At 58.9% G+C, this 15989-nt stretch carries 18 protein-coding genes; 11 read left to right on the top strand and 7 right to left on the bottom strand.

The genetic code is table 11. The features are described 5' to 3' along the window. Window positions 1-57: 57 nt before the first annotated feature. Genes lptB through H7698_RS11020 form a run of 5 tightly spaced genes read right to left on the bottom strand, consistent with a single transcriptional unit; the run spans window position 58 to window position 3396 of the window. A complete protein-coding gene (gene lptB, locus H7698_RS11040) occupies window positions 58-783 on the bottom strand; it encodes an LPS export ABC transporter ATP-binding protein (RefSeq protein WP_162439253.1) in 726 nt (241 codons plus the stop codon). After that, on the bottom strand, window positions 783-1331 hold the full coding sequence (gene lptA, locus H7698_RS11035) for a lipopolysaccharide transport periplasmic protein LptA (protein WP_162439254.1): 549 nt from the start codon (window positions 1329-1331) through the stop codon (window positions 783-785). The genes lptB and lptA overlap by 1 nt, the downstream gene beginning before the upstream one ends. After that, a complete protein-coding gene (gene lptC, locus H7698_RS11030; RefSeq protein WP_162439255.1) occupies window positions 1318-1890 on the bottom strand; it encodes an LPS export ABC transporter periplasmic protein LptC in 573 nt (190 codons plus the stop codon). Before lptC ends, lptA begins: the two co-directional genes overlap by 14 nt. Before the next feature lie 7 nt (window positions 1891-1897). Next, complete coding sequence (locus H7698_RS11025; protein ID WP_162439256.1) at window positions 1898-2422, bottom strand: KdsC family phosphatase; 525 nt, start codon at window positions 2420-2422, stop codon at window positions 1898-1900. Next, window positions 2422-3396: a KpsF/GutQ family sugar-phosphate isomerase gene (locus H7698_RS11020; RefSeq protein ID WP_194691402.1), complete on the bottom strand. Its 975-nt coding sequence runs from the start codon at window positions 3394-3396 to the stop codon at window positions 2422-2424. The genes H7698_RS11025 and H7698_RS11020 overlap by 1 nt, the downstream gene beginning before the upstream one ends. A 275-nt stretch (window positions 3397-3671) precedes the next feature. Between H7698_RS11020 and H7698_RS11015 the strand changes: the two genes are divergently transcribed. From H7698_RS11015 to hisC, 10 genes are all read left to right on the top strand, one after another. Then, complete coding sequence (locus H7698_RS11015; RefSeq protein WP_162439258.1) at window positions 3672-4481, top strand: ATP-binding cassette domain-containing protein; 810 nt, start codon at window positions 3672-3674, stop codon at window positions 4479-4481. Continuing rightward, a complete protein-coding gene (gene mlaE, locus H7698_RS11010) occupies window positions 4481-5278 on the top strand; it encodes a lipid asymmetry maintenance ABC transporter permease subunit MlaE (protein WP_162439259.1) in 798 nt (265 codons plus the stop codon). The genes H7698_RS11015 and mlaE overlap by 1 nt, the downstream gene beginning before the upstream one ends. Beyond that, window positions 5278-5745, top strand: a complete 468-nt coding sequence (gene mlaD / locus H7698_RS11005) for an outer membrane lipid asymmetry maintenance protein MlaD (RefSeq protein WP_162439260.1) — start codon at window positions 5278-5280, stop codon at window positions 5743-5745. The genes mlaE and mlaD overlap by 1 nt, the downstream gene beginning before the upstream one ends. 11 nt (window positions 5746-5756) lie before the next feature. Further along, window positions 5757-6410: an MlaC/ttg2D family ABC transporter substrate-binding protein gene (locus H7698_RS11000; RefSeq protein WP_162439261.1), complete on the top strand. Its 654-nt coding sequence runs from the start codon at window positions 5757-5759 to the stop codon at window positions 6408-6410. Continuing rightward, entirely contained in the window at window positions 6407-6712 is a 306-nt protein-coding gene (locus tag H7698_RS10995; RefSeq protein WP_194691401.1) for an STAS domain-containing protein, read from the top strand. Before H7698_RS11000 ends, H7698_RS10995 begins: the two co-directional genes overlap by 4 nt. Before the next feature lie 114 nt (window positions 6713-6826). After that, complete coding sequence (locus tag H7698_RS10990; protein ID WP_007901566.1) at window positions 6827-7066, top strand: BolA family protein; 240 nt, start codon at window positions 6827-6829, stop codon at window positions 7064-7066. Window positions 7067-7088: 22 nt separating this feature from the next. Continuing rightward, window positions 7089-8354 (top strand): UDP-N-acetylglucosamine 1-carboxyvinyltransferase, encoded by a 1266-nt coding sequence (gene murA, locus H7698_RS10985; RefSeq protein WP_122837518.1) that lies wholly within the window; start codon window positions 7089-7091, stop codon window positions 8352-8354. A 127-nt stretch (window positions 8355-8481) separates the two neighbouring features. Then, window positions 8482-9117, top strand: coding sequence for an ATP phosphoribosyltransferase (gene hisG / locus H7698_RS10980; RefSeq protein WP_162439263.1), 636 nt, complete (start codon window positions 8482-8484; stop codon window positions 9115-9117). A 126-nt stretch (window positions 9118-9243) separates the two neighbouring features. Beyond that, window positions 9244-10569 (top strand): histidinol dehydrogenase, encoded by a 1326-nt coding sequence (gene hisD, locus H7698_RS10975; RefSeq protein ID WP_162439264.1) that lies wholly within the window; start codon window positions 9244-9246, stop codon window positions 10567-10569. Between the two features lies 1 nt (window position 10570). Next, a complete protein-coding gene (gene hisC / locus H7698_RS10970; protein ID WP_194691400.1) occupies window positions 10571-11623 on the top strand; it encodes a histidinol-phosphate transaminase in 1053 nt (350 codons plus the stop codon). A 79-nt stretch (window positions 11624-11702) separates the two neighbouring features. Here the strand turns inward: hisC and H7698_RS10965 are convergent, their stop codons facing one another. Together H7698_RS10965 and algW are read right to left on the bottom strand one after the other, a co-directional pair. Next, entirely contained in the window at window positions 11703-13808 is a 2106-nt protein-coding gene (locus H7698_RS10965; protein ID WP_194691399.1) for a TonB-dependent siderophore receptor, read from the bottom strand. A gap of 87 nt (window positions 13809-13895) precedes the next feature. Beyond that, entirely contained in the window at window positions 13896-15056 is a 1161-nt protein-coding gene (algW, locus tag H7698_RS10960; RefSeq protein WP_194691398.1) for a Do family serine endopeptidase AlgW, read from the bottom strand. Between the two features lie 102 nt (window positions 15057-15158). Between algW and H7698_RS10955 the strand changes: the two genes are divergently transcribed. Next, on the top strand, window positions 15159-15917 hold the full coding sequence (locus tag H7698_RS10955) for a Nif3-like dinuclear metal center hexameric protein (RefSeq protein ID WP_194691397.1): 759 nt from the start codon (window positions 15159-15161) through the stop codon (window positions 15915-15917). The last annotated feature ends 72 nt before the right edge of the window (window positions 15918-15989 follow it).

Raw genomic sequence — 15989 nt, 5'->3', positions numbered from 1 at the left:
AAACGTTGATTTTTTATCGGTACGAGCGCTCGGACGAATGACCAGGCACTTCCGCGCTTACAAGCGGAACTCGTGCCCCAGGTACACTTCCTTGACCAAGTCGTTGGCCAGGATCGTGGCGGAGTCGCCTTCGGCAATCAGTTGGCCATCGTTGACGATATACGCCGTTTCGCAAATATCCAGGGTTTCACGGACGTTGTGGTCAGTGATCAGGACGCCGATGCCCTTGGCCTTGAGGTGATAAATGATCTGCTTGATGTCACCCACCGAAATCGGGTCCACGCCGGCGAACGGTTCGTCGAGGAGGATGAATTTCGGGTTGGTGGCCAGCGCGCGTGCAATCTCCACGCGGCGACGTTCACCGCCGGACAGGCTCATGCCGAGGTTGTCGCGAATGTGGCTGATGTGAAATTCCTGAAGCAGGCTTTCGAGCTCCTTCCGGCGGCCCGCCTTGTCGAGTTCCTTGCGGGTCTCGAGGATCGCCATGATGTTATCGGCCACCGACAGTTTGCGGAAGATCGACGCCTCTTGCGGAAGATAGCCGATACCGGCCTTGGCTCGGCCGTGCATTGGCTGATGGCTGACGTCGAGGTCATCGATCAGTACACGGCCCTGATCGGCCTGCACGAGGCCGACAATCATATAAAAGCAGGTGGTCTTGCCGGCGCCGTTGGGCCCGAGCAAACCGACGATCTGACCGCTGTCGATGGACAGGCTGACATCACGCACAACCTGGCGGCTCTTGTAGGCTTTGGCCAGATGCTGAGCTTTCAGAGTTGCCATTACTGGGCCTTCTGCTCGTCGGTTTTCTTTTTAGGTTGAATCACCATGTCAATGCGTGGACGCGACTCGGTCACCTTGCTACCTGTAGCGCGACCAGCGCTCGCCAGCTTTTTCTCGGTGTCATAGACGATTTTCTCGCCTTGAGTGACGTTGTTGTCCTTGTCGATGACCTTGGCCTTGTCGATCAGTACAACGCGGTTTTGCGTGGCGTGGTACTGGATGGTCACACCCCAGCCCTGAACGGGTTTGGCATCGCCGGCGGTTTGCAGTTGCTCGAAGTAAGCCAGGTTGCCGACCGAGGTCACCACGTCGATGTCGCCATTCGGCGCGCGGGTCATGGTTACCTTGTTACCGGTAACCTTCATCGACCCTTGGGTGATGATCACGTCGCCGGTGTAAGTGGCAACACCGTTCTTGTCGTCCAGTTGGGCATCGTCGGCCTGAATGCGAATTGGCTGTTGCTGATCGTTCGGCAGAGCCCAGGCGCTCACGCTTCCCAGTGCTGCGCCCAGACTGAGCAAAATAGGGAGGGTTTTAACGAGCCTCATACTGTCCTCTTACGTTCGATAGCAGGTGTATCCTGCTTTCTTTCAAATACGCTTTCATTCCCGTACCAGTCGAGACGCCACCGGCGCCGTCGATTCTAACGGGTTGCTCGGTCTGCGCATATTGCTCCTGCGGGAACACCGTCATGCGAGTACTGGTGATCAAGGTGTCGCGATTCTTCTCGTCGGTGCGTTTGACGCGGACGTTGTCAATCAGTTCGACTTCGGTGCCGCCTGAGTTCACTTCACCGCGTTCGCTGGTGACGTGCCATGGAAAATCTGTACCGCGGTACATGTTCAGGTCGGGTTTGGTAACCAGAGTAATGTCCGTGGCTTTCACGTGCTCGGCTTTCTCCGAGGTCATTTCATACTGCACTTTGCCGTCTTCGAGGTATTGCAGCGTGTGAGTGTTGGTCGCATACCAATCGATAGGGCTTTCTTCTGTATTGGTCGGAGGCTTGTCGAGGAAGCGTTCCGGGCTGATGTTCCAGTAGCCGACCGCGGCAAATATCGCCGCGATGCAACCGAACACCAATATGTTGCGAAACTTTTTGCTCAGCATAATGGGCTCACAGGTATGCAGCGTTCGCCGCATCAAGGCGGCCTTGGGCACGCAGGATCAATTCGCAGAATTCGCGAGCGGCACCTTCACCACCACGGGCATGAGTGACGCCATCAGCATGTTCGCGCACGAAACTGGCGGCATTGGCCACTGCCATGCCCAGGCCTACGCGGCGTATCACCGGCAGGTCCGGCAGATCGTCGCCGAGGTAGGCGACCTGTTCATAGCTTAGGCCGAGTTGGGCAAGAAGCTCGTCAAGCACCACCAGTTTGTCTTCGCGACCCTGGTAGAGGTGGGGAATGCCGAGATTTTTTGCCCGGCGCTCAACCACCGGAGTCTTGCGACCGCTGATGATAGCGGTCTGAACGCCGGCTGCCATCAACATCTTGATGCCCTGGCCGTCGAGGGTGCTGAAGGTTTTGAATTCGCTGCCATCTTCAAGGAAGTAAAGGCGTCCGTCAGTCAGGACACCATCGACGTCGAAGATCGCCAGCTTGATGTTCTTGCCGCGTTGCAGCAGATCGGTACTCATTACATGACTCCCGCGCGGAGCAGGTCGGAGAGGTTGAAGGCGCCGATCGGACGGTCCTCCTTGTCCACGACCACCAGGGCGTTGATTCGATGGTCTTCCATGATTTTCAGGGCTTCCGCGGCCAGCATGTCGGCGCGTGCGGTTTTGCCGTGAACCGTCATGACCTGGTCGATGGTTGCATTATGGATGTCGATGGCGCGGTCGAGGGTGCGGCGCAAATCACCGTCGGTAAAGATCCCGGCGAGTGTGCCGTCGGTTTCCAGGATCGCGGTCATTCCCAGGCCCTTGCGGGTCATTTCCATCAAGGCGTCCTTCAGCAGGGTGCCGCGCGGAACCTGCGGCAGCGCTTCACCCGCGTGCATGACGTTTTCCACTTTGAGCAGAAGACGACGGCCAAGGGCGCCACCTGGATGGGAAAAGGCGAAGTCTTCAGCGGTGAAGCCGCGTGCTTCCAGCAATGCGACGGCCAGCGCGTCACCCATGACCAGGGCGGCAGTGGTCGACGACGTGGGCGCCAGGTTCAGCGGGCACGCCTCATGTTCGACGTGGACGTTGAGGTTGACCTCGGCGGCTTTGGCCAGCGTCGAGTCAGGATTGCCGGTCATGCTGATCAGCTGGATGCCCAGGCGCTTGATCAGGGGCAGCAGGGTCACGATCTCGGAGGTCGAGCCGGAGTTGGACAGGGCAAGGATGACGTCGTCACGGGTGATCATGCCCATGTCGCCGTGACTGGCTTCGGCCGGGTGCACGAAAAAGGCCGTGGTGCCAGTACTGGCGAGCGTGGCAGCGATCTTGGTGCCGATGTGCCCGGATTTCCCCATGCCGACTACGACTAGGCGGCCTTTGCTGGCCAGAATCATCTCGCACGCGCGTACGAAATCTGCATCGATACGTGGAAGCAAGCCTTGTACGGCTTCCAGTTCGAGGCGGATGGTGCGTTGTGCTGATTGAACAAGCTCGCTGGATTGGCTCATGTCGGGAATCGTATAGCCTGATGAAAAGGCGGCGATTATAGCGGTTATGATCGAAACCCTCACGTAAGTTCGTCGCGCTTTGTCACTCCCTGTTACTAATCCGCTCTGAATGAGGCTTTTGCCCGTTCATGTGTCTGAATATCGGCCGGCTTTAGCCTTGGGCGGCGAGCCGTTGCAGTGATATAGTTCGCCGCCAGTTCGGCCTGTCCGGGAGGTATGTGCTTTCGCCAGAAAGTCAGGCGTCCGAGTGTGAGGCTGCATCGCAAGGAGTTTAGATGAGTGCCGATAACGCCTACGCGGTCGAGCTGAAGGGACTGACCTTCAAGCGCGGTGCGCGCAGCATTTTCAATAACGTCGATATCCGTATCCCGCGCGGCAAGGTCACCGGCATCATGGGACCTTCCGGGTGTGGCAAGACCACGCTTTTGCGGTTGATGGGCGCCCAGTTGCGTCCCACCGCCGGCGAAGTCTGGGTCAACGGCCAGAATCTGCCGAAATTGTCTCGCAGCGATTTGTTCGATGCGCGCAAGCATATGGGTGTGCTGTTCCAGAGCGGCGCACTGTTTACCGATCTCGATGTATTCGAGAACGTCGCCTTTCCGCTACGTGTTCACACCGAGCTTCCTGAAGAAATGATCCGGGACATCGTCCTGCTCAAATTGCAGGCGGTGGGTTTGCGTGGGGCCATCGACCTTATGCCTGACGAATTGTCCGGTGGCATGAAGCGTCGTGTCGCACTGGCCCGGGCGATTGCGCTGGATCCGCAGATTCTCATGTATGACGAGCCTTTTGTGGGGCAGGACCCGATCGCCATGGGCGTATTGGTGCGCCTGATCCGCTTGCTCAACGATGCATTGGGCATTACCAGTATCGTGGTTTCCCATGACCTGGCGGAGACCGCCAGCATCGCCGATTACATCTATGTAGTCGGCGACGGACAGGTATTGGGGCAGGGCACGCCGGACGAACTGATGAATTCGGATGATCCGCGTATCCGTCAGTTCATGACAGGCGAACCCGATGGTCCGGTCGCGTACCACTTTCCAGCGACGGATTACCGCGCAGATCTTCTGGGGAAGCGTTGATGCGCAAGATTTCACTAATAGAAAGAGTGCGCCGGTTCGGCCACGCGGCAATCGATGCCGTCGCGGTGTTCGGGCGTGCGACGCTGTTCCTGTTTCATGCCTTGCTCGGCCGTGGCGGCATTGGCGGCGGTTTCGGCCTGCTGATCAAGCAACTGCACTCTGTGGGCGTGATGTCCCTGGTGATCATTGTGGTCTCCGGGGTGTTCATCGGCATGGTGCTGGCGCTGCAAGGTTTCAACATTCTGTCCAGCTATGGTTCGGAACAGGCGGTCGGACAGATGGTTGCCCTGACGCTGTTGCGTGAATTGGGCCCGGTGGTCACTGCCTTGCTGTTCGCAGGACGCGCAGGGTCTGCGCTGACGGCCGAAATCGGCAACATGAAGTCCACCGAACAGCTGTCCAGTCTGGAAATGATCGGTGTCGACCCGCTCAAGTACATCATTGCCCCGCGCCTGTGGGCCGGCTTCATTTCCCTGCCGGTGCTGGCGATGATTTTCAGCGTGGTGGGTATCTGGGGTGGTTCGTGGGTGGCCGTCGACTGGCTGGGTGTCTACGAAGGCTCCTACTGGTCGAACATGCAAAACAGCGTGACGTTCACCGAAGATGTGCTCAACGGCATCATTAAAAGTATCGTCTTCGCCTTTGTTGTTACCTGGATTGCCGTATTCCAAGGTTATGACTGCGAGCCCACTTCCGAGGGGATCAGTCGTGCCACTACCAAGACCGTTGTGTACGCCTCGTTGGCTGTACTCGGCCTGGACTTTATTCTGACCGCCTTGATGTTTGGAGATTTCTGATGCAAAACCGCACCCTGGAAATCGGTGTCGGCCTTTTCTTGCTGGCTGGCATCCTGGCTTTGCTGTTGCTTGCGTTGCGGGTCAGTGGCCTGTCCCCTAGCGCAACAACCGATTCTTATAAACTTTACGCTTATTTCGACAATATCGCCGGTTTGACGGTCAGAGCTAAAGTGACCATGGCCGGTGTGACGATCGGCAAGGTGACAGCGATCGATCTGGACCGCGACAGTTTCACCGGTCGAGTGACGATGCAGCTGGAGAAGCGCGTAGATAATCTGCCGACTGACTCCACCGCATCTATCCTGACTGCTGGCCTGTTGGGCGAGAAATACATCGGTATCAGCGTGGGTGGGGAAGAAGCCCTGCTCAAGGATGGCGGAACCATCCACGACACGCAGTCGTCGCTGGTGCTCGAGGACCTGATCGGTAAATTCCTGCTCAACACCGTTAGCAAAGAAGCCAAATGAGGAGCTTTTGAATGATCTCTATCTTGCGACGTGGCCTGTTGGTATTACTCGCGGCCTTGCCGTTGATGGCTAACGCCGTGGCGGCGCAGTCGGCGCACGATCTGGTGCAGGACACGACTACCCGGTTGCTGGCCGATCTGGCTGCCAACAAAGAAAAGTACAAGCAGAGCCCGAACGAGTTCTATAACGCCCTCAACGGGATTGTCGGCCCGGTGGTCGATGCTGACGGCATTTCGCGCAGCATCATGACCGTCAAGTATTCCCGGAAAGCCACGCCGGAGCAGATGCAGCGCTTCCAGGAAAACTTCAAGCGCAGCCTGATGCAGTTCTACGGCAACGCGTTGCTTGAGTACAACAACCAGGGCATTACCGTTTCGCCGGCCAAAGATGAAAGTGGCACCCGTACCAGCGTTGACATGCAGGTCAAAGGCAGCAGCGGTTCGATCTACCCTGTGTCCTATACACTCGAGAAAATCAACGGCGAGTGGAAAGTACGCAACGTGATCATCAACGGTATCAACATCGGCAAGTTGTTCCGCGATCAGTTCCAGGATTCGATGCAGCGTAATGGCAACGACCTGGACAAGGTCATCAACAACTGGGCCGGCGAAGTTGCCAAGGCCAAGGAAACCACCGAGCAAGCGGCCGAGAAGCAAGCCCAATGAGTGAGTCGGCGGTTCAGATGATCGAAGCCGGCGAACTGCTGCTCAGCGGCACTCTGGATTACCGCAGCGGCCCTGTTTTGCGTAAGCAGGGTCAGGCGCTGATCAAGGCCAGCAAGGCTGCGGCATTGGTCGTGGATTGCTCGCAGGTGGTGAAATCCAGCAGCGTCGGTTTGTCGTTGTTGTTGTGCTTCATGCGAGATGCCCAGGCGGCCGGCAAGGCCCTGAGCATCCGCGCGATGCCCGAAGATATGCGCGAAATCGCTCAGGTCAGCGAACTGACCGAGCTGTTGGCGCATCCCTAACCCGCATCTATAAAGAAGCCCCCCGTCAGAGTCCTGCTTAGCGGGGTTCGCAGGCGCGGGGCTTTTTTGTATGATGTCCGACCCGCGCGCACTAGGCGCCGATTGAGGTTGAGCATGCAGGCCGTAGAAGTGAAGAGCTTCCTTGAAGGAAAGCTGCCTAATACAAAGGTGGAAGTTGAGGGCGAAGGCTGCAACTTCCAGCTGAACGTGATTAGCGATGAACTGGCGGCGTTGAGCCCGGTGAAGCGTCAGCAGCAGGTCTATGCCCATTTGAACCCATGGATCACCGATGGCAGCATCCATGCGGTCACTATGAAATTTTTCAGCAGCGCGGCCTGGGCCGAGCGCACCTGAGCCCACGGGCGTCGAGATTCTTATGGATAAATTGATTATTACCGGTGGCGTTCGTCTTGATGGCGAAATCCGCATCTCCGGGGCAAAGAACTCTGCCCTGCCGATCCTGGCTGCAACCCTGCTGTGCGATGGTCCGGTGACTGTTGCCAACCTGCCGCACCTGCACGACATCACCACCATGATCGAGCTGTTCGGCCGCATGGGCATCGAGCCGGTGATCGACGAGAAGCTCAGCGTCGAAATCGACCCGCGCACCATCAAGACCCTGATCGCCCCGTACGAACTGGTCAAGACCATGCGTGCGTCGATCCTGGTACTGGGTCCGATGGTTGCCCGTTTCGGTGAGGCCGAAGTCGCACTGCCTGGCGGTTGCGCCATCGGCTCGCGTCCGGTTGACCTGCACATCCGTGGTCTCGAAGCCATGGGCGCGGTGATCGACGTGGAAGGCGGCTACATCAAGGCCAAAGCGCCTGAAGGTGGCCTGCGCGGCGCTCACTTCTTCTTCGACACCGTCAGCGTGACCGGCACCGAAAACATCATGATGGCGGCCGCTCTGGCCAAGGGTCGCAGCGTTCTGCAAAACGCCGCTCGCGAGCCTGAAGTCATCGACCTGGCGAACTTCCTGATCGCCATGGGCGCCAAGATTTCCGGCGCAGGTACTGACACCATCACCATCGATGGCGTTGATCGTCTGCACCCGGCCACTTACAAGGTGATGCCTGACCGTATCGAAACCGGCACCTACCTGGTTGCCGCTGCCGTGACTGGCGGTCGCGTGAAGGTCAAGGACACGGATCCGACCATCCTTGAAGCCGTTCTTGAGAAACTCAAGGAAGCGGGTGCTGAAATCACCTGCGGCGAAGACTGGATCGAGCTGAACATGCACGGCAAGCGGCCGAAAGCCGTCAACGTGCGGACCGCTCCATACCCGGCGTTCCCGACTGACATGCAAGCGCAGTTCATCTCCCTCAACGCCATTGCCGAAGGCACCGGTGCCGTGATCGAGACGATCTTCGAAAACCGCTTCATGCACGTTTACGAACTGCACCGCATGGGCGCCAAGATCCAGGTCGAAGGCAACACGGCCATCGTGACCGGCACCGAGAAGCTCAAAGGCGCGCCAGTCATGGCCACCGACCTGCGTGCATCGGCCAGCCTGGTCATCTCGGCGTTGATCGCTGAAGGCGACACCTTGATCGACCGCATCTACCACATAGACCGTGGTTACGAGTGCATCGAAGAGAAACTGCAGATGCTCGGCGCCAAGATCCGCCGCGTACCGGGCTAGTTTCTGCTGTATGGGCGCAGGGACGCGTCCGTTGAATTGTTCAGAGTCGAGCCGGTTTCCGGCTCGATGTGTGTTCGGCGCCGATTGCGACCGGGCATGAGTACCTTGATAAGGACTGACGTTTCCCATGTTGACCATCGCACTGTCCAAGGGCCGCATCCTTGACGACACCCTGCCGCTTCTGGCTGAAGCGGGCATCGTGCCGACCGAGAATCCGGACAAAAGCCGCAAGCTGATCATCCCCACGACCCAGCCTGATGTACGTCTGCTGATCGTTCGCGCCACCGATGTGCCGACCTACGTCGAGCATGGTGCGGCGGATCTGGGCGTCGCCGGTAAAGATGTGTTGATGGAATACGGTGGCCAGGGCCTGTACGAGCCACTGGACCTGCAAATTGCCCAATGCAAGCTGATGACCGCGGGCAAGATCGGGGCGATCGAGCCCAAGGGCCGTCTGCGCATCGCTACCAAGTTCGTCAACGTTGCCAAGCGTTACTATGCCGAGCAAGGTCGTCAGGTCGACATCATCAAGCTGTACGGCTCGATGGAGCTGGCACCGCTGATCGGTCTGGCCGACAAGATCATCGACGTGGTCGACACCGGTAACACGCTGCGGGCCAACGGCCTTGAGCCACAGGATTTCATTGCGGCCATCAGCTCCCGGCTGATCGTTAACAAAGCTTCGATGAAGATGCAGCACGCCCGTATTCAGGCGTTGATCGACACCCTGCGCAAGGCAGTGGAGTCTCGACACCGCGGCTGATTCACCTGCGCGACGTTAAGTCGCGCCCGTCTATCCGCCTCATAGCCAGAATTCTCAGGTGCCCAAGCGGAAACGACTGCTAAGTTAGGGCGCCTGAGTTTTTGCCATTCCTATGAGGCTCTCGCTATGACCGCACCGACTGCAATTCGCCGACTCAACGCTGCCGATCCTGATTTCGCACATCATCTGGATCATCTGCTGAGCTGGGAAAGTGTGTCTGACGACTCGGTCAATCAGCGGGTGCTGGACATCATCAAAGCCGTGCGCGAGCGTGGCGATGCGGCGCTGGTGGAATTCACCCAGAAGTTTGACGGCCTGGAAGTCGCCTCCATGGCGGACCTGATCCTGCCGCGCGAACGCCTGGAACTGGCCCTGACCCGAATCACCATTCCTCAGCGCGAGGCGCTGGAAAAAGCCGCCACCCGTGTGCGCAGCTACCACGAAAAACAGAAGCAGGATTCCTGGAGCTACACCGAAGCCGACGGCACGGTGCTGGGCCAGAAGGTCACGCCGCTGGATCGCGCCGGTCTATATGTGCCGGGCGGCAAGGCGTCGTACCCGTCGTCCGTGTTGATGAACGCGATTCCGGCCAAAGTCGCGGGCGTGACCGAAGTGGTCATGGTCGTGCCGACTCCGCGCGGTGAAATCAACGAGCTGGTACTGGCTGCCGCCTGCATCGCCGGCGTCGACCGGGTGTTCACCATCGGCGGTGCCCAGGCCGTTGCCGCACTGGCTTATGGCACCGAAAGCGTGCCGAAGGTCGACAAGGTGGTGGGCCCTGGCAACATCTATGTCGCCACCGCCAAGCGCCACGTGTTCGGCCAGGTCGGTATCGACATGATCGCCGGCCCGTCGGAGATTCTTGTGGTGTGCGATGGTCAGACCGATCCTGACTGGATCGCCATGGACCTGTTTTCCCAGGCCGAGCACGACGAAGACGCTCAGGCGATTCTGGTCAGCCCGGACGCCGAGTTCCTCGACAAGGTTGCCGCGAGCATCAACAAACTAATGCCGACCATGGAGCGCGCCGAGATTATCGAAACATCGATCAATGGCCGTGGCGCCTTGATCCTGGTTCGAGACATGGAGCAGGCCATCGAAGTGGCCAACCGCATCGCGCCGGAACACCTGGAGTTGTCGGTGGCTGATCCACAAGCCTGGCTGCCGCAGATCCGTCACGCCGGTGCGATTTTCATGGGCCGTCACACCTCTGAAGCCTTGGGCGATTACTGCGCCGGTCCGAACCATGTGCTACCGACTTCTGGCACCGCGCGGTTCTCGTCGCCGCTCGGTGTGTATGACTTCCAGAAACGTTCGTCGATCATTTTCTGCTCCGAGCAGGGTGCGTCCGAACTGGGCAAGACCGCTTCCGTGCTGGCCCGTGGCGAGTCGCTGACCGCCCACGCACGCAGCGCTGAATACCGCATCGTCGACGGCAAGCAGGGGAACTGAAATGAGTAAATTCTGGAGCCCGTTCGTCAAGAACCTGGTGCCCTACGTACCGGGCGAGCAGCCGAAACTGGCCAAACTGGTAAAGCTCAACACCAATGAAAACCCTTACGGTCCATCGCCCAAAGCCCTGGCAGCGATGCAGGCCGAGTTGAACGACAACCTGCGCCTGTATCCGGACCCGAACAGCGATCTGCTGAAAAATGCCGTGGCCAAGTACTACGGCGTTCAGAGCAATCAGGTGTTCCTCGGCAACGGTTCTGATGAAGTCCTGGCGCACATTTTCCACGGCCTGCTGCAGCACGATAAGCCGCTGCTGTTCCCTGACATCAGCTACAGCTTCTATCCGGTTTACTGCGGTTTGTACGGCATAGCATTTGATGCGGTGCCGCTGGACGAGCAGTTCCAGATCAATCCGGCCGACTACACCAAGCCGAACGGCGGGATCATTTTCCCGAACCCGAACGCGCCGACCGGTTGCCTGCTGGCGCTCGAGGCTGTCGAGCAAATCCTCAAGGCCAACCCGGATTCCGTGGTTGTGGTGGACGAGGCTTACATCGACTTCGGCGGCGCAACGGCTATCACGCTGGTGGATCGATACCCGAACCTTCTGGTGACCCAGACCTTGTCCAAGTCCCGTTCGCTGGCGGGTCTGCGGGTTGGGCTGGCAGTAGGACACCCGGACTTGATTGAAGCGCTGGAGCGGATCAAGAACAGCTTCAACTCTTATCCGATTGACCGTCTGGCCATCGTCGGCGCCGCCGCCGCGTTTGAAGATCGCGAGTACTTCGACAAGACCTGCCGTCTGGTGATCGAGAGCCGCGACAAGGTAGTTGGGCAGTTGGAGACGAAGGGTTTTGAAGTGTTGCCGTCGGCAGCGAACTTCATTTTCGCCCGTCATCCGCAACACGATGCGGCCGGGCTGGCAGCAAAGTTGCGCGAGCAAGGTGTGATCGTTCGCCACTTCAAGCAAGAGCGCATTGCGCAGTTCCTGCGGATCTCCATTGGCACGCCCGAGCAGAATCAGGCACTGATCGACGGTCTGGGCGATCTTTGACCCGTACCTGATCCTGTAGAAGCATGCAGTGCAGCGTTCCGGCTTGCCCGCGGTGTTCCCACCGCGGGCAAGCTTGTTTTTACAGATCGAGAGTCAGGCTGACAGTGAAATTGCGCGGCTCACCGGGGTTCACCCAGTAGTTGCTGTACGAGCGCTCGAAGTATTTCTCATCGAAAAGGTTGTTCAGGTTCAGGCCGACGGTGACGGTGTCGCTGGCTTTGTAGTGCGCCAGCACGTCCACGGTGTGATAGGCCGGCAATTCAAAATCGCTTCCGGACTCACCCGAACGATCGCCGACATAGGTGAAGGCCGCGCCGACATCCGAGCCACGCAAACGACCCTCCTGAAACTCATAAACCCCCAACACGCTGCCGCTGCGTTTCGCTACGCCGAGGATGCGGCTACCAGTGGGAATGACGTTGTCGCCTTCGGTAACCTCGGCATCAATGTAGGCAAGCGCGCCGATCACTCGCACCGCGTCGGTCATTTGCCCGGTGACTTGCAGATCGAAGCCCTGACTGCGGGCCTTGCCCATGGCGCGGCTGGTGTCGGTGCCCGGGTCGAGTGCGAGGACGTTTTCCTTTTCGATATGGAAGAGTGCAAAGGTGCTGCTCAAGCGATCGTCAAACAGCTCGCTCTTGATCCCGAGTTCGTAGCCGACGCCTTGTTCCGGGTCGAAGGATTTCCCGCTGGCATCGAGGCCGTTGTTCGGCTTGAACGAAGTTGAGGCATTAGCGAACACTCCGACTTCGGGTGTCAGTTGGTAGAGCAGGCCGGCCCGTTGCGTAAGCGCGTCATGGCGCTGACGACTGTTGGCGCCTCGGGTGTGATCGTCGATGCGTTGCTCGAAATGCTCGAAGCGTATGCCGAGCATGCCGCGCAGTTTCTCGGTGAAGATAATCTGGTCCTGCAGGTTCAGCGCGTGGCTTTCGACGTGTTCGAAGAAGTCCGTGCCGGACCGTGTGCCGTCAGGTTTCGGCCGTCCATAGACCGGATGATAGATGTCAATGTCGTACGGGCCACCGGCAATTGTGGTCACGCGTTCGTTCTTGCGGTAGTTCTCGTATTCGCTGCCGATCAGCAGTTCGTGCTGCCAGCTGCCGAGGTCGAACAGGCCGCGCAGTTCGAGTTGCGTGATGCTGTCGTGCCAATCGTTGTCACGCTCGCGGTAGCGGCGATTGACCGTGTGCCCGTCGGCATTCAGCGGTCGAGCCTCCGAGGCGAAGCCCCAGAGTTTGCCTTCCTTGTAATGACTGGCGAGGCGCAGGCTCCAGCGGTCGTCGAGCTGATGTTCGAGCGCGGCTTGCAGCCTGTTGTTGTGGTTATCGATGTCACCATCGTTGGGCTCGCCCAGGAACGTCGAGCGCGACACACCGTTCCATGTGTTGTTCGGTGCGACGATGCCGCGGTCGAACGTCGAGTTGTGACGGACGAATTCGCTTTCCACCAGCAGGTGGGTGTCAGGGTTCAATTGCCAACTGAAGGAGGGTGCGACAAACACGCGCTGGCTGTCGACGTGGTCGCGAAAGCTGTGGTTGTCCTCGACCGCCAGGTTCACTCGAGATAACACACTGCCGGCATCGTCCAGCGGCGTATTGACGTCCACTGCGGTGCGATAGCGATCCCAGCTGCCGGCACTGGTATGCAACGTGGTGAAGGCTTCGGGCTGTGGTTTCTTGGTGACGATGTTCACCGTGCCGCCAGGATCACCACGGCCATAGAGGCTGGCGGCGGGGCCTTTGAGCACCTCGATACGCTCGATATTGGCCACGTCCGGTGTGCTCGGATAGCCACGGTTGGCGCTGAATCCGTCCGTGTAGAACTCGGAGGTGGTGAAGCCGCGCACACTGTATTCGTAAAGCGTCAGGCCTCCGAAGTTGTTCTGTTTCGACACACCGCCGGCATAATCCAGTGCGCGCTCGACGCTGGTGCTGCCCAGATCCTTGAGCACGCTGGCGGGAATCACACTGATGGATTGCGGGATATCACGGATCGCTGTGTCGGTTTTGGTCGCACTGGAGGAGCGCGTGGCACGGTAGCCTTTGACCGGCCCGGTGGGGGATTCGTACTCGGAGGTGACGCTGATGGCGTCCAGTTCGAGTGTGCCGGACTCTTCGGCGAAGACCGGATCACCCAGCAGGCTGAGGGTAAAACCTGCTACGGAGGCCATTGTTCGAGACGACATGTTATGTTGTTCCAATAGTGATATTGAAACAATATAACATGTCTAATGAGAATGTCTGCCGTTAACCCGAGTGTCTCGGGTTAGTGCTCACTCTTCTTCTTTTTCTTTGATCGGGGCCGGTGGTGGGCGCAGGCCGATCTCGGCGGTGAGCTTCAACTCCTTGCCGTTACGCATCACTTGAATCGACACCTTGTCCGTCGGTTTGATCCGCGCCACCTGGTTCATCGAACGACGGCCATCTCCAGCCGGTTCGCCGTCGATGGCGAGGATCACATCACCCAATTGCAGGCCGGCCTTCTGCGCCGGGCCGTCACGGAAGATCCCCGCGACCACGATGCCCGGACGCCCCGACAGACCAAACGACTCCGCCAGTTCCTGAGTCAATGGCTGCACTTCAATCCCGAGCCAGCCACGAATCACCTGGCCGTGCTCGATGATCGACTTCATCACCTCCATGGCCAGCTTGACCGGAATCGCGAAGCCGATGCCCTGGGAGCCGCCGGACTTGGAGAAGATCGCCGTGTTGATGCCCGTCAGGTTGCCGTTGGCATCCACCAGCGCGCCGCCGGAGTTACCCGGGTTGATCGCGGCGTCGGTCTGGATGAAGTCTTCGTAGTTGTTCAAGCCCAGCTGATTACGTCCAGTGGCGCTGATGATGCCCATGGTCACGGTCTGGCCGACGCCGAACGGGTTGCCGATGGCCAGTGCCACGTCGCCGATGCGGATGTTGTCGGAGCGGCCGATGGTGATCGACGGCAGGTTTTTCAGATCGATTTTCAACACCGCAAGATCGGTTTCCGGATCGCTGCCGATGACGCGTGCGAGGGTTTCACGGCCGTCCTTGAGCGCGACCACAATCTGATCGGCGCCACTGGTAACGTGGTTGTTGGTCAGAATGTAGCCTTCCGGGCTCATCATCACGCCAGAGCCGAGGCTCGACTCCATGCGCTTCTGCTTGGGCGAGTTGTCGCCGAAAAAGCGGCGGAACTGCGGGTCCTCAAACAGCGGATGGTTCGGCTTGTTGATGACTTTAGTGGTGTACAGGTTGACCACCGCAGGCGCTGCGGTGGTCACGGCGTCTGCGTACGACACCGGGCCTTGTTGCACACTGGTGGTTTGTGGCGCTTGCTGCAGGTTGACGTCGAGGCTTGGAAGCCCGACCCATTGCGGGTAACGCTGGATTATCAACAGAGCGATAAGCACGCCGGCCAACAGCGGCCAGCCGGAAAAACGCAGCGCCTTGAGCATTAAGCACGTCCTGAAAGGTTGCAGGCGGTATGAGACCGCCCATAATGTCGCGCATTATACGAGGCCAAGCGCGCCTCTGAACGGGATATTTAGGAGTCTTTTATGGCCGTCGCCTTGAGCACCCTGGTCGAAGAAGCCGACCGCTACCTCGCCAGTGCAAAGATTGCCGATTATTGCCCTAACGGATTGCAGGTCGAGGGCCGGCCGCAAGTGATGCGCATCGTCAGTGGCGTCACTGCAAGCCAGGCATTACTGGATGCCGCCGTCGAAGCGCAGGCCGACCTGGTGCTGGTGCATCACGGTTATTTCTGGAAAGGCGAGAACCCGTGCATCACCGGCATGAAGCAGCGTCGTTTGAAGACCTTGCTCAAGCACGACATCAGCCTGCTGTCTTATCACCTGCCGCTGGACCTGCATCCGGATGTCGGCAATAACGTGCAGCTGGCTCATCAGCTGGACATCACGGTCGAAGGCCCGCTTGATCCGGGTAACCTCAAAATCGTCGGCCTGGTGGGCTCGCTGAATGAGCCGATGACACCGCGTGATTTCGCTCGTCGAGTTCAGGACGTCATGGGCCGCGAGCCGTTGCTGATCGAAGGCAGCGCGATGATTCGTCGTGTCGGCTGGTGCACCGGTGGTGGGCAGGGCTACATCGATCAGGCCGTCTTGGCGGGTGTCGATCTTTACCTCAGTGGTGAAGCGTCCGAGCAAACCTTCCACAGTGCCCGTGAAAACGACATCAGCTTCATCGCTGCCGGTCACCACGCGACTGAGCGCTACGGCGTGCAAGCGCTGGGCGATTACCTGGCCCGCCGCTTTGCCCTCGAGCACATCTTTATCGATTGCCCGAATCCGATCTGATTTGCGTAGCCCCGCTGCGATCTTTTGATCTTAAAATCAACGTCAAAAGATCGCTGCCTTCGGCAGCGCCTA

The organism is Pseudomonas sp. p50(2008) (assembly GCF_015351605.1).
GTDB lineage: Bacteria > Pseudomonadota > Gammaproteobacteria > Pseudomonadales > Pseudomonadaceae > Aquipseudomonas.
The sequence above is the reverse complement of the archived record's forward strand: the minus strand, read 5'-3'. Positions and strand labels throughout refer to the sequence as shown.

What these genes read in the sequence shown, in the direction of transcription:
- H7698_RS10965 (WP_194691399.1), bottom strand. Translation starts at nt 13,808, where the DNA reads ATGTCGTCTCGAACAATGGCCTCCGTAGCAGGTTTTACCCTCAGCCTG.
- H7698_RS11025 (WP_162439256.1), bottom strand. Translation starts at nt 2,422, where the DNA reads ATGAGTACCGATCTGCTGCAACGCGGCAAGAACATCAAGCTGGCGATC.
- mlaE (WP_162439259.1), top strand. Translation starts at nt 4,481, where the DNA reads ATGCGCAAGATTTCACTAATAGAAAGAGTGCGCCGGTTCGGCCACGCG.
- mlaD (WP_162439260.1), top strand. Translation starts at nt 5,278, where the DNA reads ATGCAAAACCGCACCCTGGAAATCGGTGTCGGCCTTTTCTTGCTGGCT.
- hisG (WP_162439263.1), top strand. Translation starts at nt 8,482, where the DNA reads ATGTTGACCATCGCACTGTCCAAGGGCCGCATCCTTGACGACACCCTG.
- lptC (WP_162439255.1), bottom strand. Translation starts at nt 1,890, where the DNA reads ATGCTGAGCAAAAAGTTTCGCAACATATTGGTGTTCGGTTGCATCGCG.
- H7698_RS11020 (WP_194691402.1), bottom strand. Translation starts at nt 3,396, where the DNA reads ATGAGCCAATCCAGCGAGCTTGTTCAATCAGCACAACGCACCATCCGC.
- H7698_RS10955 (WP_194691397.1), top strand. Translation starts at nt 15,159, where the DNA reads ATGGCCGTCGCCTTGAGCACCCTGGTCGAAGAAGCCGACCGCTACCTC.
- H7698_RS11015 (WP_162439258.1), top strand. Translation starts at nt 3,672, where the DNA reads ATGAGTGCCGATAACGCCTACGCGGTCGAGCTGAAGGGACTGACCTTC.
- lptB (WP_162439253.1), bottom strand. Translation starts at nt 783, where the DNA reads ATGGCAACTCTGAAAGCTCAGCATCTGGCCAAAGCCTACAAGAGCCGC.
- hisC (WP_194691400.1), top strand. Translation starts at nt 10,571, where the DNA reads ATGAGTAAATTCTGGAGCCCGTTCGTCAAGAACCTGGTGCCCTACGTA.
- H7698_RS10995 (WP_194691401.1), top strand. Translation starts at nt 6,407, where the DNA reads ATGAGTGAGTCGGCGGTTCAGATGATCGAAGCCGGCGAACTGCTGCTC.
- lptA (WP_162439254.1), bottom strand. Translation starts at nt 1,331, where the DNA reads ATGAGGCTCGTTAAAACCCTCCCTATTTTGCTCAGTCTGGGCGCAGCA.
- hisD (WP_162439264.1), top strand. Translation starts at nt 9,244, where the DNA reads ATGACCGCACCGACTGCAATTCGCCGACTCAACGCTGCCGATCCTGAT.
- algW (WP_194691398.1), bottom strand. Translation starts at nt 15,056, where the DNA reads ATGCTCAAGGCGCTGCGTTTTTCCGGCTGGCCGCTGTTGGCCGGCGTG.
- murA (WP_122837518.1), top strand. Translation starts at nt 7,089, where the DNA reads ATGGATAAATTGATTATTACCGGTGGCGTTCGTCTTGATGGCGAAATC.
- H7698_RS11000 (WP_162439261.1), top strand. Translation starts at nt 5,757, where the DNA reads ATGATCTCTATCTTGCGACGTGGCCTGTTGGTATTACTCGCGGCCTTG.
- H7698_RS10990 (WP_007901566.1), top strand. Translation starts at nt 6,827, where the DNA reads ATGCAGGCCGTAGAAGTGAAGAGCTTCCTTGAAGGAAAGCTGCCTAAT.